The organism is Citrobacter sp. RHB36-C18 (genome assembly GCF_013814485.1).
In the GTDB taxonomy this organism is placed as follows: domain Bacteria; phylum Pseudomonadota; class Gammaproteobacteria; order Enterobacterales; family Enterobacteriaceae; genus Citrobacter; species Citrobacter braakii.
In genome coordinates, this window is sequence record NZ_CP057125.1 from 4310113 (window position 1) to 4323390 (window position 13278).

At 52.0% G+C, this 13278-nt stretch carries 17 protein-coding genes; 3 read left to right on the forward strand and 14 right to left on the reverse strand.

Annotated features, from left to right (window positions below; genetic code table 11):
- Window positions 1-24: 24 nt before the first annotated feature.
- The gene (cycA, locus tag HVZ52_RS20430) at window positions 25-1434 is read right to left on the reverse strand and encodes a D-serine/D-alanine/glycine transporter (protein ID WP_016151437.1); all 1410 of its coding nucleotides are present in this window, start codon (window positions 1432-1434) and stop codon (window positions 25-27) included.
- Window positions 1435-1743: 309 nt separating this feature from the next.
- Window positions 1744-2364: an FKBP-type peptidyl-prolyl cis-trans isomerase gene (fklB, locus tag HVZ52_RS20435; protein ID WP_003025685.1), complete on the reverse strand. Its 621-nt coding sequence runs from the start codon at window positions 2362-2364 to the stop codon at window positions 1744-1746.
- A gap of 219 nt (window positions 2365-2583) precedes the next feature.
- Between fklB and HVZ52_RS20440 the strand changes: the two genes are divergently transcribed.
- Window positions 2584-3234, forward strand: coding sequence for an OapA family protein (locus HVZ52_RS20440; protein WP_019078213.1), 651 nt, complete (start codon window positions 2584-2586; stop codon window positions 3232-3234).
- Window positions 3235-3288: 54 nt separating this feature from the next.
- Here the strand turns inward: HVZ52_RS20440 and HVZ52_RS20445 are convergent, their stop codons facing one another.
- The 6 genes from HVZ52_RS20445 to HVZ52_RS20470 form a co-directional block, all read right to left on the reverse strand.
- Window positions 3289-4203: a DMT family transporter gene (locus HVZ52_RS20445; RefSeq protein WP_181598641.1), complete on the reverse strand. Its 915-nt coding sequence runs from the start codon at window positions 4201-4203 to the stop codon at window positions 3289-3291.
- A gap of 143 nt (window positions 4204-4346) precedes the next feature.
- The gene (rplI, locus tag HVZ52_RS20450) at window positions 4347-4796 is read right to left on the reverse strand and encodes a 50S ribosomal protein L9 (protein ID WP_003025676.1); all 450 of its coding nucleotides are present in this window, start codon (window positions 4794-4796) and stop codon (window positions 4347-4349) included.
- A 41-nt stretch (window positions 4797-4837) separates the two neighbouring features.
- Entirely contained in the window at window positions 4838-5065 is a 228-nt protein-coding gene (gene rpsR / locus HVZ52_RS20455) for a 30S ribosomal protein S18 (RefSeq protein ID WP_000135199.1), read from the reverse strand.
- Between the two features lie 4 nt (window positions 5066-5069).
- Complete coding sequence (gene priB / locus HVZ52_RS20460) at window positions 5070-5384, reverse strand: primosomal replication protein N (RefSeq protein ID WP_003025674.1); 315 nt, start codon at window positions 5382-5384, stop codon at window positions 5070-5072.
- Window positions 5385-5390: 6 nt separating this feature from the next.
- Entirely contained in the window at window positions 5391-5786 is a 396-nt protein-coding gene (gene rpsF, locus HVZ52_RS20465; RefSeq protein WP_016151433.1) for a 30S ribosomal protein S6, read from the reverse strand.
- Window positions 5787-5945: 159 nt separating this feature from the next.
- The gene (locus HVZ52_RS20470) at window positions 5946-6710 is read right to left on the reverse strand and encodes a TSUP family transporter (RefSeq protein ID WP_016151432.1); all 765 of its coding nucleotides are present in this window, start codon (window positions 6708-6710) and stop codon (window positions 5946-5948) included.
- 298 nt (window positions 6711-7008) lie between these two features.
- On the opposite strand from HVZ52_RS20470, the gene yjfY reads away from it, so the two are divergent.
- Window positions 7009-7284 (forward strand): DUF1471 family protein YjfY, encoded by a 276-nt coding sequence (yjfY, locus tag HVZ52_RS20475; protein ID WP_016155520.1) that lies wholly within the window; start codon window positions 7009-7011, stop codon window positions 7282-7284.
- Window positions 7285-7414: 130 nt separating this feature from the next.
- On the opposite strand, the gene HVZ52_RS20480 is transcribed toward yjfY, so the two are convergent.
- The 6 genes from HVZ52_RS20480 to ulaA are packed head-to-tail and all read right to left on the reverse strand — an operon-like array spanning window position 7415 to window position 11825.
- Window positions 7415-8101: an L-ribulose-5-phosphate 4-epimerase gene (locus HVZ52_RS20480; protein ID WP_047358892.1), complete on the reverse strand. Its 687-nt coding sequence runs from the start codon at window positions 8099-8101 to the stop codon at window positions 7415-7417.
- Window positions 8101-8955 (reverse strand): L-ribulose-5-phosphate 3-epimerase, encoded by an 855-nt coding sequence (locus HVZ52_RS20485; RefSeq protein ID WP_016151429.1) that lies wholly within the window; start codon window positions 8953-8955, stop codon window positions 8101-8103. Before HVZ52_RS20485 ends, HVZ52_RS20480 begins: the two co-directional genes overlap by 1 nt.
- 9 nt (window positions 8956-8964) lie before the next feature.
- A complete protein-coding gene (locus tag HVZ52_RS20490; protein WP_053389338.1) occupies window positions 8965-9615 on the reverse strand; it encodes a 3-keto-L-gulonate-6-phosphate decarboxylase UlaD in 651 nt (216 codons plus the stop codon).
- Between the two features lie 12 nt (window positions 9616-9627).
- Window positions 9628-10095 (reverse strand): PTS ascorbate transporter subunit IIA, encoded by a 468-nt coding sequence (gene ulaC / locus HVZ52_RS20495; protein ID WP_016155516.1) that lies wholly within the window; start codon window positions 10093-10095, stop codon window positions 9628-9630.
- A gap of 11 nt (window positions 10096-10106) precedes the next feature.
- Window positions 10107-10412 (reverse strand): PTS ascorbate transporter subunit IIB, encoded by a 306-nt coding sequence (gene ulaB, locus HVZ52_RS20500; RefSeq protein WP_016151426.1) that lies wholly within the window; start codon window positions 10410-10412, stop codon window positions 10107-10109.
- Between the two features lie 15 nt (window positions 10413-10427).
- Window positions 10428-11825 (reverse strand): PTS ascorbate transporter subunit IIC, encoded by a 1398-nt coding sequence (gene ulaA / locus HVZ52_RS20505; RefSeq protein WP_016155515.1) that lies wholly within the window; start codon window positions 11823-11825, stop codon window positions 10428-10430.
- Window positions 11826-12192: 367 nt separating this feature from the next.
- On the opposite strand from ulaA, the gene ulaG reads away from it, so the two are divergent.
- The gene (ulaG, locus tag HVZ52_RS20510; RefSeq protein WP_016151424.1) at window positions 12193-13257 is read left to right on the forward strand and encodes an L-ascorbate 6-phosphate lactonase; all 1065 of its coding nucleotides are present in this window, start codon (window positions 12193-12195) and stop codon (window positions 13255-13257) included.
- Window positions 13258-13278: the final 21 nt, after the last annotated feature.

The window sequence follows — 13278 nt, forward strand, 5'->3', positions numbered from 1 at the left end:
GCATCGCGCTACCGGGCACTAAAATTAACGCATACCTGCCATACGTTTCTTACCGATAAACAACCATCCCAGACCCAGCGCGATGAACCACAGCGGCGTCACGATCAGCGCCTGGCGGGTATCATCTTCCAGCGTCAGCAGTACCAGTACGAAGACGAAGAACGCCATACATACCCAGCACATCAGCTTGCCTAGCGGCATCTTGTAGATTGATTTTTCATGCAGGTGCGGACGCTGCTTGCGGTACACCAGGTACGAGCAAAGAATGATGGTCCAGACGAACATGAACAGAATCGCCGACACGGTGGTGATCATGGTGAACGCGCCAATCACGCTCGGGTTCACGTAAAGCATCACCACGCCGCCCAGCAGACAGATACAGGAGAAGGTTAAACCTTTCGCCGGAACTGCGCGTTTAGACAGTTTGGCAAATGCTTTAGGCGCTACGCCTTCCTGTGCCAGGCCGAACAGCATACGGCTGGTAGAGAACACGCCACTGTTTGCGGAAGAGGCAGCTGAAGTCAGCACCACAAAGTTGATCAGGCTCGCCGCGGCAGGCAGCCCGACCAGCACAAACAGTTCAACGAATGGGCTCTTGGTTGGCACTACCGAGCTCCACGGTGTTACGGACATAATCACGATCAGCGCAAAAACGTAGAACATGATGATACGGATCGGAATCGAGTTAATGGCGCGCGGCAGAGATTTCTCCGGGTCCTTGGTTTCTGCAGCGGTCGTTCCCACCAGCTCAATACCCACAAACGCGAACACGGCTATCTGGAAGCCAGCAAAGAAGCCGCTCAGACCTTTCGGGAACCAGCCACCGTCATTCCACAGATGCGTGAACGATGCCTGAACGCCGGTTGGCGACTGGAAGTGCGTCAACACCATCACCAGACCAACGACAATCAGGCCGATGATGGCGACGATTTTGATCATCGCAAACCAGAACTCCATCTCACCGAACATTTTTACAGTGGCAAGGTTGAGGCTCAGCAGCAGCACGATCACCGCCAGCGAGGCGACCCAGTCTGAAAGTTCGGGGAACCAGAATTGCGCATACGCCGTAATGGCGACAACGTCTGCCATCCCGGTAACAACCCAGCAGAACCAGTAAGTCCAGCCGGTAAAATACCCGGCCCATGGCCCGAGCAGATCAGAGGCGAAATCACTAAAAGATTTGTACTCCAGATTCGAGAGCAGCAATTCACCCATTGCACGCATCACGAAAAACAGCATAAAACCGATAATCATATACACAAAGATGATCGACGGTCCGGCGAGGCTGATGGTTTTACCAGAGCCCATAAACAGGCCGGTACCAATAGCACCACCAATAGCAATAAGTTGAATATGACGGTTTGTGAGATTGCGCCGTAGCGACTGTTCAGACGAAGCCTCTTCAGCGGCGTCGACTTTTACCTGATCTACCATGTTTTTTCTTCCTGTACCTGTCTGTGTTGTTCAGGCTCTACGGCCTTTAGTGTGTCTATGATACGACGTTCCTGATTATCAGGACTCATCGATATTAGGTAAGAATTGGCGGGATGAATACTAAGATTTAGATATAATGTTAATTTAATGTTTAAAGTGAGTGTCATATCACTCTGATAGCGCGAATCAGCTCACAAAAATACACGCTAACGAGGCATTTGCAAAATAAAATATCGACAACCACGTAACTATAGCTTTTCACGCTATTTTTTTGTTCCCCCCGGCCTCGGAGGGAACAGAAGTCACTGCTTACAGGATCTCAAGCAGCTCAACGTCGAACACCAGCGTGCTGAACGGAGGAATGGACGCGCCAGCGCCACGCTCGCCGTAAGCCAGTTCCTGAGGAATAGTCAGTTCCCATTTGGAACCTACCGGCATCAGGGTCAGCGCTTCAATCCAGCCAGGGATCACGCCGTTAACCGGGAATTCAGCCGGTTCGCCGCGTGCGACAGAGCTGTCAAACACGGTACCGTCGATCAGTTTACCGGTGTAGTGCACGCGAACGCGGTCAGTACGCGCTGGAATAGCACCTTCGCCCTGAGTCAGAACACGGAACTGCAAACCGGATTCAGTGCTGTTCACACCCTCTTTCTCACGGTTTTCTTCCAGATATTTGACGCCATCAGCCGCCATAGCCTGGAAACGCTCGCGACGAACTGCATCAGCGCGTTCGTGGATTTCACGCAGTGCGCGATGCACAACATCAACCGGCACTGCCGGGTGCTTACCTTCCAGCGCGTCAGCGATACCCGCTACCAGCGCTTCAGGCAACAGTCCTTCCAGTCCGGATTCACTCAGCTGTTGTCCTACCTGCAAACCAATGCCGTAGCTTGCTTGCGCTTCGATAGTGTCAAAAGTCGGGTTAGCCATCATATTTCCTTTCATCGGATGTAAAGTAGCGGGCAGCATATCAGCCATGCCGCATCCGGTAAAACTTTGTCTCGGGAACAGATGACAAATCGCGAGGAAACATAAACAATAGGAATACCCCGCGTTGACGTCACGAAAGCGGGTAATATGACGAACATCATAGCATTAGCCATCTATACTCTATGATCGAGGAACGAGACGCGGAGCAGGAGGAAAGCCATGCCCGGGCGCTTTGAATTAAAACCAACCCTGGCGAAAATCTGGCATGCACCGGACAATTTTCGCATTATGGATCCGCTACCGCCTATGCACCGACGCGGCATTATAATTGCTGCTATCGTGCTGGTGATAGGCTTCCTGCTGCCCTCCAGTGACACCAGCGATGCCCCTGTGGTTACGCGTACTGCCCAGCTGGATTTACAGTCACAGTCGCAGCCACCGACCGAAGCTCAACTGCAGGCACAGTTGGTCGCCCCGCAAAACGATCCGGGCCAGGTCGCTCCGCTTGCCCCAGAGCCAATCCAGGAAGGAGAACCAGACGCGCAGCCGCAGGCTCAGCAATCTCAGCCGCAGACGCAACCTTTCCAACAGGATAGTGGAATTGAGCAGCAGTGGCGCTCCTATCGCGTAGACTCGGGCAAAACGCTGGCGCAGGTATTCCGTGACCATAACCTCCCGCCAACCGATGTATACGCAATGGCGCAGGTTGAAGGTGCCGGAAAACCGCTGAGCAACCTGAAAGACGGCCAGATGATACAAATCAGGCAGAATGCCAACGGCGTGGTAACGGGATTAACCATTGATACCGGTAATGGTCAGCAGGTACTGTTTACTCGACAACCTAACGGCAGTTTTATTCGCGCCCGTTAACCGGCACACCTGTAGACCTGATAAACACAGCGCATCAGACATCAAGGTGAAGCGTCAGCGCTTCACCTTGTTCACCCACCAGATCCCGGAACAGACCAGCACCAGCGCCAGTGCATATTTCCATTCGAGAATGTTTTCGCCGAGGAATATCGCCGACAGAACCGCCCCCGAAACCGGGATCAGGAAGTTAAACGGCGCAATCATCCCCACGCGGTTATGCTTGAGCAGAATACTCCATAACGCAAAAGCGACCGAAGAGAGTAACGTCAGGTAGCCCAGAATCGCCACTGAAGACGCGCCGTGTACGGTTAGCGTGCCACCAAAAGCGTAGCCGCCGATAACCAGCGCCAGACCGCCGCCGCCCAACTGATATCCTGTCATTACCGTCGGGTCTACCGTCTGAGAAATGCGTTTACCGTATAACGTGGCGGCAGAAAGAATAAAGGCCGCCATCACCACTGAACCGTCCCCTAACAGGCTGAAGTTAAAATCCAGTCCGCTGCTAAAGTTCACCACCATTACACCGGTAAAGCCCAGGATACAGCCCAGCACTTTGTTGTAGCTCAGCTTGTCGTTCTGATAGATAAAATGGGCCAGCAGCACGCTGAAGAAGGTGCCGGTCGCGTTCATGATCGACCCCTTCACCCCCGTCGTGAACGCCAGGCCAATATAGAAGAAGATGTATTGCAGCGAGGTTTGCGTCAGTCCCAACAGCGTGAGCTGACCGTACTGACGCGGGCTTAACCGGCCAATCGGTTTACGCTGCGCCACCGCCAGCAATAATCCAGCAAACAGGAAGCGATAGCCGGCAAAGACAATTTTTGAAGGAATGTCATCCGTGGCAATCTGGAAGATCTCATATCCGCTTTTGATCGCCGGATAGGCGCTCCCCCACAGCAGACAGCAGAACGCTGCGCTCAGGTAGACAACATTTTTACGCGCAAACAGAGGTTGGTGCGTTGGTTCCATTCCATCACCACTTTGAAATAATGTTTTATTTTTATGATTATCCCGAAAAGGATAAAGAATAGCCAGAGCGAAAAGCGGAGGGAACAGAAAAGCAAAACGCCGACACAAGGCCGGCGCTTTTACGCGGTAATCAGAATAAAAACTTATTCTGCAACTACGTTTACAGTCAGCTTAGCAAACACTTCGCTGTGAACCTGGAAGCTCACTTCGTGCTCACCAGTGGTACGCAGAACGCCGTTCGGCAGACGAACTTCGCTCTTAGCTACTTCAACGCCAGCTGCAGTTACAGCGTCAGCGATGTCGCGAGTACCGATGGAACCGAACAGTTTACCTTCGTCGCCAGCTTTAGACGCGATGGTTACGGTTTCCAGTGCGTTGATTTTCTCAGCACGAGCTTCAGCAGCGGACAGAACGTCAGCCAGTTTAGCTTCCAGCTCAGCGCGACGCGCTTCGAAAAATTCAACGTTTTTCTTGGTAGCAGGAACAGCTTTACCCTGTGGTACCAGGAAGTTACGAGCATAGCCCGCTTTAACGTTAACCTGATCACCCAGGCTACCCAGGTTTGCTACTTTATCAAGCAGAATAACTTGCATTACCTTATCCTCTCAAAGTCGTATTAATGGACCGTGACCGATTACTGATGACGATCAGTGTACGGCAGCAGGGACAGGTAGCGAGCGCGTTTGATAGCGCGAGCCAGCTGACGCTGGTATTTTGCACGGGTACCGGTGATACGGCTTGGGACAATCTTACCGCTTTCGGTGATGTAGTTTTTCAGCGTAGCGATATCTTTATAGTCGATCTCTTGAACGCCTTCCGCGGTGAAACGGCAGAACTTGCGACGACGGAAATAACGTGCCATATGGCTAGTCTCCAGAATCTATCAATTCAATCTGCTCGGCATGCAGAACCATTTTGCTCAGGCCGTTCTTTGCCTTGTGGCAAGAGATGAACCCCTGAACGGTCACTGCGCTACCGACCGTTATACTGTGAGTAATGGCCTGGTTTTCGTGTCCGCTAATAATAACGGGCATTTGGCACCACGCCTGCCGGTGAAACCCGGCTTCCTCCTGCACAGAACGATGCTCAAGCACGAACTGGCAATGAGGAATTCCTGATGGACTGACCTTTCGAAGGGGAGCCCTGCACACGGTGCCGGACAACGCCAGACGGTTGGTCATCAGAAATTACTCTTCAGAATCCCCAGCTTCAGCATCATCTGCGGTTTCGTTAGCGAAATCATCGCGACGTTCACGACGCTCGTCTTTCGCTTTAACCATCGGAGATGCTTCGGTAACAGCGTGTTTAGTACGCATAACCATGCTGCGGATAACGGCATCGTTGAAGCGGAAGGTAGTTTCCAGCTCATCGATCACTTCCTGCGGCGCTTCAACGTTCAGCAGAACGTAGTGAGCTTTGTGCAGTTTGTTGATCGGGTAAGCCAGCTGACGGCGGCCCCAGTCTTCCAGACGGTGGATCGTGCCTTCTGCACCAGTGATGGCAGCAGTGTAGCGTTCGATCATACCCGGAACCTGTTCGCTCTGGTCAGGATGGACCATAAAAACGATTTCGTAATGACGCATCGAATTGCTCCTTACGGATTATTCAGCCTCCTGTCTGGGTCAGCCGAGGCCCGGGGAGGCAAGGAACGTGTTAAAGGTCGGCTGAAAAATTGACGCGTCATAATACTGGCGCCTGCCACTAAACTCAAGGTAATTGTACGATTATTTATCATGTCGCCATTAATACATATCCAGCAGCATTTTGACGCTGATGCAAATGGAGACAATGACAATCATGGGTCGGATAACTTTCTTGCCGCGCGTTAGTACGACCGTCGCGCCAAGACGTGCGCCGAGGGACTGCCCGGCAAACATCACCAGCCCCAGTGACCAGATCATTTTACCGCCAAAAATGAAGAACAAAATCGAGGCGATGTTGGACGCCAGGTTAATAAAATTCGAGTGAATTTGCGCCTTATCGATGCTGTATCCCCACAGTAGGATATAGCTGAGGGTATAAAAGGAGCCAGCCCCGGCACCGAGAAAGCCGTCATAAAAACCAATGCATCCCCCGCCAATCAACGAGAAGAGAAACAGGGATACCTGCTGCTTTCTTTTCGGTTCGCTGAGATTTGGCGCAAAAATAAAGTAGATAGCGACCGCGATAATCAGGATCGGGAGCAGTTTCTTCAGCAGCTCCGGTTCAATGAACTGGATAAGCGTCGTTCCCATCGCAGAACCGATAAAGGCAGATAAAAACACATACTTGTGCTCCTGCACGTTGATATGCCCCCGGCGTAAAAAATAAATCCCGGAGGTCAGCGAGCTGCCCAGTGCCTGAATCTTATTGGTTGCCAGCGCATTCGCCGGGGGTAAACCAGAAATTAACAGTGCGCCAATCGAGAGAAAACCACCGCCGCCCGACACCACGTTAATAAAGCCTGCCACCAGCGCGACCATAAACATAATCACAAAGTAGCTGAAATCCATGAATGAAGTATCCATAAGTTTTTGCCTTATTATCATAAAGTTATATTAATTATCCGGCTCACTATAAACGGCGTACTCACCCGATTAAATTGACTATTTGGTAAGTGCTTATGCGCGAAAGACAGGTATTTTTCACCGCAGCGGTACACACCAGCGGCCTGTTAATAAAAGAAAAGATGGCTATGCGGTAATTTTTTGAACAACTGCATCAGAAATGGTCGCTATCGACTGCGCCGGTAACGGTTAAAATTACATCAGAAGCTAATCACTCACAGGAGAGAGGCAACCAGAGACCGCAGTCGAGGAGGTACATATGCGAGCCCGTGTTTTGACCCTTCTGGCTATGCTTTTGCTTAGTGCAAATGCAACGGCAGCCATCAAAATTGACAATCATCAGGCCAGGAATATGGATGATGTGCAGAGCTTAGGCGTCATTTACATAAATCATAACTTCGCCACTGAAAGTGAAGCCACTCAGGCCCTGAATGAAGAGACCGATGCGCAAGGCGCAACCTACTACCACGTGATCCTCACCAGGGAACCCGGTAGTAACGGAAATATGCACGCCAGTGCAGATATTTACCGCTAGCACCAGAAATAACCAACGAGAACATTGCCACAGTTTAATTTGCCCCCTTCACAGGGGGCTTTTTTTGCAAAAAAGTCCCGAAACCAGATCGATAACATCCCCTGAATGATTGGGCTCCAGGACTTAGTCGTTACTTCTGTCCGTAATAGGCGTTTGGACCGTGCTTACGCATGAAATGCTTATTCATCAGATAACTGTCGATGGGGCTAAGCGCCGGATTAATGCCACGCGCAATCCATGCCATTTTTGCCACTTCCTCCATCACCACGGCGTTATGTACCGCATCGTGAGCATCCTTGCCCCAGGCAAACGGGCCATGCTGGTACACCACTACGCCAGGCGTATGCAAAGGTTCCACCTCCCCCAGCGTTTCGACAATCACCTTACCGGTATTTAGCTCATACTCGCCCTGAACTTCAGCTTCAGTTAACGCCCTGGTGCAGGGAATATCGCCAAAGAAGTAATCCGCATGCGTCGTGCCGAACGAGGGAATTGCCAGACCCGCCTGCGCCCATGCCGTCGCGTGGGTTGAGTGGGTGTGCACCACGCCGCCGAGAGAAGAATAGCGGCGATACAGCACCAGATGGGTGGCGGTATCAGAAGAAGGACGATAGCGTCCTTCCACTACGTTGCCGGCCAGATCCACAACCACCATGTCATCTACCTGCATCGTTTGGTAGTCGACGCCGCTAGGCTTAATCACCACCAGACCGCGCTCGCGGTCAATGGCGCTGACGTTCCCCCAGGTGAACGTCACCAGCCCGTAGCGCGGCAAATCCATATTGGCCTCAAAAACCTGCTGTTTAAGTTTTTGCATTACACCGCCTCCACCAGACCTGCGCTGGCCATTCGCGCCTTCACCCAGTCGCGCGCCTTCGCGACTTCACGTGCCGGGTCGTCCGACGTTTCACTCCACATCTCAATCAGGTATGGTCCGCAGTACCCACTCTGTTTGAGCGTCGCAAAACAACGTTCGAACTCAACAACCCCTTCACCAAACGGCACATTTTTGAATACACCGGGTTTGGTATCCTTCACGTGTACGGCAACGATATGACCCATCCCAGCCTGCAGCTCCATCTGCACGTCGTTATCCCACGCCGACAAATTGCCAATATCGGGATACAGCTGGAACCACGGATTGTTGAGATAGTGGGCATAACCCAGTGCCTTGCTGATCGAATTCATCAGCGGATAATCCATGATTTCCATCGCCAGCGTCACCTGCGCGCGGCTCGCCATCTCCACGCTCTCTTTCAGCCCATCGCGAAACCGACGACGCGTTTCGTTATTGGCCTGCTGGTAATAGACGTCGTAACCCGCCAGTTGAATAACGCGAATACCGATATCCTGCGCAAACTGAATGGCTTTACGCATGATCTCCAGCCCCTGTTCGCGCACCGCATCATCTTCACTGCCAAGCGGGAAACGACGATGAGCGCTCAGGCACATGGACGGTACGCGTATCCCTGTCTCAGCGATAGCGGCCACCAGCGCCAGTCGCTGCTCGCGGCGCCAGTCAAGACGCGCCAGGCGATCGTCGGTTTCATCAACCGATATTTCGACAAAATCAAAGCCCAGTTCCTTCGCCAGCTGCAAGCGTTCCAGCCAGCACTCCCCGCCGGGGAGCGCTTTTTCATAGATACCGAGCGGGACCTGTTTCGACAACATAGTCGCTCCTTATCCCCACAGTTGGGCGATGGAACGTTTGAACTGACGCGCAGCGTCTACCGGAGAGGCGGCATCGCGAATACTACGTCCGGCAATAAAGACGTGGATAGGGATCCCCTGGAACAGCGGCAGATCCTCCAGCGCCAGGCCGCCGGTGACGGTGACCTTAAAGCCCATATCAGAAAGGCGTTTGATGGCGCTAATATCTGCCTCTCCCCACGCCACACCCGCCGCCTGCGCGTCACGGCTGCGGTGATATACCACTTGCCCAATGCCCGCGTCACGCCACTCCTGCGCCAGCTCCCAGGTCCAGTAACCAGTCAGTTCAATCTGCACGTCGCCGTTAAATTCTTTCGCCACCTCCAGCGCCCCCCTGGTGGTGTTGATATCCGCACAGCAGATGACGGTAACCCAGTCAGCGTTGGCTTCGAAACACATGCGCGAGAGGATTTTACCCGCGTCAGCGATTTTGGCGTCTGCCAGCACAATTTTATGCGGATAAAGCGCCTTCAGATCGCGTACGGCGCGCACCCCCTCTGCCACGCAAAGAATCGTGCCCACTTCAATGATATCGACCTCTTCGGCAATCAGACGCGTCGTTTCATAGGCGGAAGACATTGATTGGTTATCCAGCGCAACCTGCAACATAGGTAATGACATTTTGGTATCCTTTTAAACAGCCGCCGCAGTGGCGTTATCAATTAAATCCAGCACTTCCTGCGCGGTACGGCAGGCACGTAAACGGTCGAAATTGGCTTCGTCGTCAAAGAGATTCACGATCTGCATGATGCCGACTTCCTGATGTGTGTTGGCGTCTACTGCCGCCATAGTGATCAGGATATCGACCGGGTCGTTATCTTCGTGGTTAAACACCAGCGGTGTTTTCAGCGTCACCAGCGCAAAACCGGTTTTCTTGACCCCTTCCTCCGGACGGCCGTGCGGCATTGCCAGGCCGGGCGCAATCACGAAATACGGGCCGAACTGTTCGACTCCGTCGAGGATGGCCTGGTAGTAGCGTGGTTCAACCACATCAGCCTTAACCAGCAGATCCACGCTCAGCTTTACCGCTTCCTGCCAGGAGCTGGCCTCAGCCTGTAAAAGGATGGTGTTATTGTCTGCCAGCGAATCACGTAATTTCATAGGCCGCCTCCTTACTTCACGTCCTGAGGGAAATGCGCGTTGATCACTTCCAGCAGTTTTGGTCCAAAATCGGCGGGAGACAGCATGTTGCGTACGCCAACAACATATTTATTGCCTGATACGGTAATCTCACCGGCGATATGGGTAGAAGCGATGATGATATCCGCGCCGCTCAGTTCACTTTTGTATTCGCCTACTGCGCAACTGTTTACCGTATGGTCAATATTTGACTGGGTTAAAAACTGATCCACCTTCATCTTCATGATCATGGAACTCCCCTGCCCATTGCCACATACAGCCAAAATACGTACGGTCATAATCGGAACTCCTTATTAAGCAGAGTGTTCTGCCAGTTGTTTTTCTGCGTCTTCCTCAGCGCGCAAGGTGCGTCCTGCGAAAAACATATAAGCCAGTGCAATCAGAATAATGACGGCCATAAACACGATGCCGATGGAGGCAAAGCCCTGCATCATCGGCGGCGCCAGAATTGACCAGTCCGCCATGCCCATCCAGGCGCTCATCCCGGTGAGCTTCACCGCCCAGACGCAGCCGAAGATTTCGATCATCCCCATCACCAGGCAAATCTTGAGCGCCGCGCGCCAGCCGCCAAAGTGGTTAGCAAACACGCCGATAGTCGCGTTCGAGAAGAACATCGGAATAAAGCCAGGGATAATCAGAATAGAAGAGCCGCAACCCACCAGGATGCCCACCGCAATCAGTTGGCCGATGGTGCCCCACATAAAGCCCCAGACCACCGCGTTGGGCGCAAAGCTATAAATCGCCGCGCAGTCGATAGCCAGCACTGCACCCGGGATCAGACGTTGAGAGATACCGTTGAACGCTTCTGAAAGCTCAGCAACGAACATACGAACGCCCTGAGTGATGATGAAAATAGCGACGGCAAACGAAAAACCGGTCTGCAGGATATAGACCGTCCAGTGGGTTTTACCCGCCATCGCCTGAACCACATCAATACCGAAAGAGAGCAGGATCGCGCCGAAGAAGAGGGTCATAACAATCGCGGTAGAAACGATGTTGTCATGGAAGATATTCAGCCAGCCCGGCAGCTTCAGATCTTCAACACTCTCCTCTTTCTTACCAAGATAAGGCGCGACTTTGTAGGCAATCCATGAAGCGAACTGCTGCTGGTGACCGATGGAGAAACCGCAGCCGTCGGTCACTTCCTGCGTCGGCTTGTACATCATATTGGAAGTAATGCCCCAGTAGAGGGACACCAGCACCGCGGTGCAGATGATGGTGGTCCACATCGGGTAACCGAAGATGTAGAGAGAGACGGCAATCAGGCCCGCCTGCTGGAACATTATGTGGCCGGTCAGCATGATGGTGCGAATGCCGGTAATACGCCGTAGCAGTACGTAACAAATATTCAGCGCCAGCGCCAACAACACCGCATAACCCACCCAACTATAGGCATCGCCCATACGTTCGATGGTTGCCATCATGGAGGCATAGGTATCGGAAATCGCACCATTGATACCGTAAACTTCGGACATCTTCGCCACCACCGGTTTAAACGTGCTGGTCAGAATGCCCGATCCCGCTTGCAGCAACATAAAACCGATAATCGTTTTGATCGTGCCTTTGATAATAACGCTGACGCTTTTACGCAGCAGGATGTAACCAAGACAGGTCACAATACCCAACAGCAAGGGCGCGTTGGTCATAACCTGATTAAAAAAGACGGTAAAGATGTTGTAGAGGATCTCCATAACGATCTCCAGTAGACGAAGTTGCTGAACATTCATTACAGATGCCCAGGATGTTGTGCCCTCACTCTAATTTTCAAAAGTAATCACAACAAGATTGAATTTGATTAAATGTGATGCAGTACGCAAATAATTCACACACTTGCAGAGTGGCTTTACTTCCAATTCATCGACGACAAAATAAATTCTATTAAAACAATAAAATACAAAACCAACACTCATGCAAACCATCCTGTCACGCTGTGATTTGATCACATTTCCCCGTTGAACAGCGAAAATCAACGCATTGCCTTCTTGAAAAAATGATGTCAATATTAATCAAAACAAATCACAAATTGACTTAATCTGAATGAATATGAAGGTAAATGCGATGAGTAAAGTAAAAAGCATCACGCGTGAATCATGGATCCTGAGCACATTCCCGGAGTGGGGAAGTTGGCTGAATGAAGAGATCGAACAGGAGCAGGTCGCCCCGGGCACATTCGCTATGTGGTGGCTTGGCTGTACCGGCATCTGGCTGAAGTCGGAAGGCGGGACGAACATCTGCGTCGATTTCTGGTGCGGAACGGGTAAACAGAGTCACGGTAACCCGCTAATGAAAACCGGCCACCAGATGCAGCGCATGGCTGGGGTGAAGAAACTGCAGCCAAACCTGCGCACCACGCCGTTTGTTCTTGATCCGTTTGCAATTCGACAGATCGATGCGGTGCTGGCGACACACGATCATAACGATCACATCGACGTGAATGTCGCGGCCGCCGTCATGCAAAACTGCGCTGATGACGTGCCATTTATCGGGCCGCAAACCTGTGTGGATCTGTGGATCGGTTGGGGTGTGCCAAAAGAGCGCTGCATCGTGGTAAAACCAGGCGATGTGGTGAAAGTGAAAGATATTGAAATTCATGCGCTTGACGCGTTTGATCGTACGGCATTAATCACGCTACCTGCCGATCAAAAAGCGGCAGGTGTGCTACCGGATGGTATGGATGCACGTGCGGTAAACTACCTGTTCAAAACACCGGGCGGTACGCTGTACCACAGCGGAGACTCGCACTACTCTAACTACTACGCAAAGCATGGCAACGAGCACCAGATCGACGTTGCGCTCGGCTCCTATGGTGAGAATCCGCGCGGGATTACGGACAAAATGACCAGCTCCGACATGCTGCGCATGGCGGAAGCGTTGAATACGAAAGTGGTGATCCCTTTCCATCATGACATCTGGTCAAACTTCCAGGCCGACCCTCAGGAGATCCGCGTACTGTGGGAGATGAAAAAAGATCGACTGAAGTATGGCTTTAAGCCGTTTATCTGGCAGGTGGGCGGTAAGTTCACCTGGCCGTTGGACAAAGATAACTTTGAATATCACTACCCGCGCGGCTTTGATGACTGCTTCACGATTGAACCGGATCTGCCGTTTAAATCCTTCTTGTGACCCCTACAAAATGCCGGGCCA

Coding starts and splice junctions, on each gene's coding strand:
- HVZ52_RS20490 (WP_053389338.1), bottom strand. CDS start 9,615: ATGTCATTACCTATGTTGCAGGTTGCGCTGGATAACCAATCAATGTCT.
- HVZ52_RS20485 (WP_016151429.1), bottom strand. CDS start 8,955: ATGTTGTCGAAACAGGTCCCGCTCGGTATCTATGAAAAAGCGCTCCCC.
- cycA (WP_016151437.1), bottom strand. CDS start 1,434: ATGGTAGATCAGGTAAAAGTCGACGCCGCTGAAGAGGCTTCGTCTGAA.
- rpsR (WP_000135199.1), bottom strand. CDS start 5,065: ATGGCACGTTATTTCCGTCGTCGCAAGTTCTGCCGTTTCACCGCGGAA.
- HVZ52_RS20480 (WP_047358892.1), bottom strand. CDS start 8,101: ATGCAAAAACTTAAACAGCAGGTTTTTGAGGCCAATATGGATTTGCCG.
- rplI (WP_003025676.1), bottom strand. CDS start 4,796: ATGCAAGTTATTCTGCTTGATAAAGTAGCAAACCTGGGTAGCCTGGGT.
- HVZ52_RS20445 (WP_181598641.1), bottom strand. CDS start 4,203: ATGGAACCAACGCACCAACCTCTGTTTGCGCGTAAAAATGTTGTCTAC.
- HVZ52_RS20470 (WP_016151432.1), bottom strand. CDS start 6,710: ATGGATACTTCATTCATGGATTTCAGCTACTTTGTGATTATGTTTATG.
- HVZ52_RS20440 (WP_019078213.1), top strand. CDS start 2,584: ATGCCCGGGCGCTTTGAATTAAAACCAACCCTGGCGAAAATCTGGCAT.
- ulaB (WP_016151426.1), bottom strand. CDS start 10,412: ATGACCGTACGTATTTTGGCTGTATGTGGCAATGGGCAGGGGAGTTCC.
- fklB (WP_003025685.1), bottom strand. CDS start 2,364: ATGGCTAACCCGACTTTTGACACTATCGAAGCGCAAGCAAGCTACGGC.
- ulaC (WP_016155516.1), bottom strand. CDS start 10,095: ATGAAATTACGTGATTCGCTGGCAGACAATAACACCATCCTTTTACAG.
- yjfY (WP_016155520.1), top strand. CDS start 7,009: ATGCGAGCCCGTGTTTTGACCCTTCTGGCTATGCTTTTGCTTAGTGCA.
- priB (WP_003025674.1), bottom strand. CDS start 5,384: ATGACCAACCGTCTGGCGTTGTCCGGCACCGTGTGCAGGGCTCCCCTT.
- ulaG (WP_016151424.1), top strand. CDS start 12,193: ATGAGTAAAGTAAAAAGCATCACGCGTGAATCATGGATCCTGAGCACA.
- ulaA (WP_016155515.1), bottom strand. CDS start 11,825: ATGGAGATCCTCTACAACATCTTTACCGTCTTTTTTAATCAGGTTATG.
- rpsF (WP_016151433.1), bottom strand. CDS start 5,786: ATGCGTCATTACGAAATCGTTTTTATGGTCCATCCTGACCAGAGCGAA.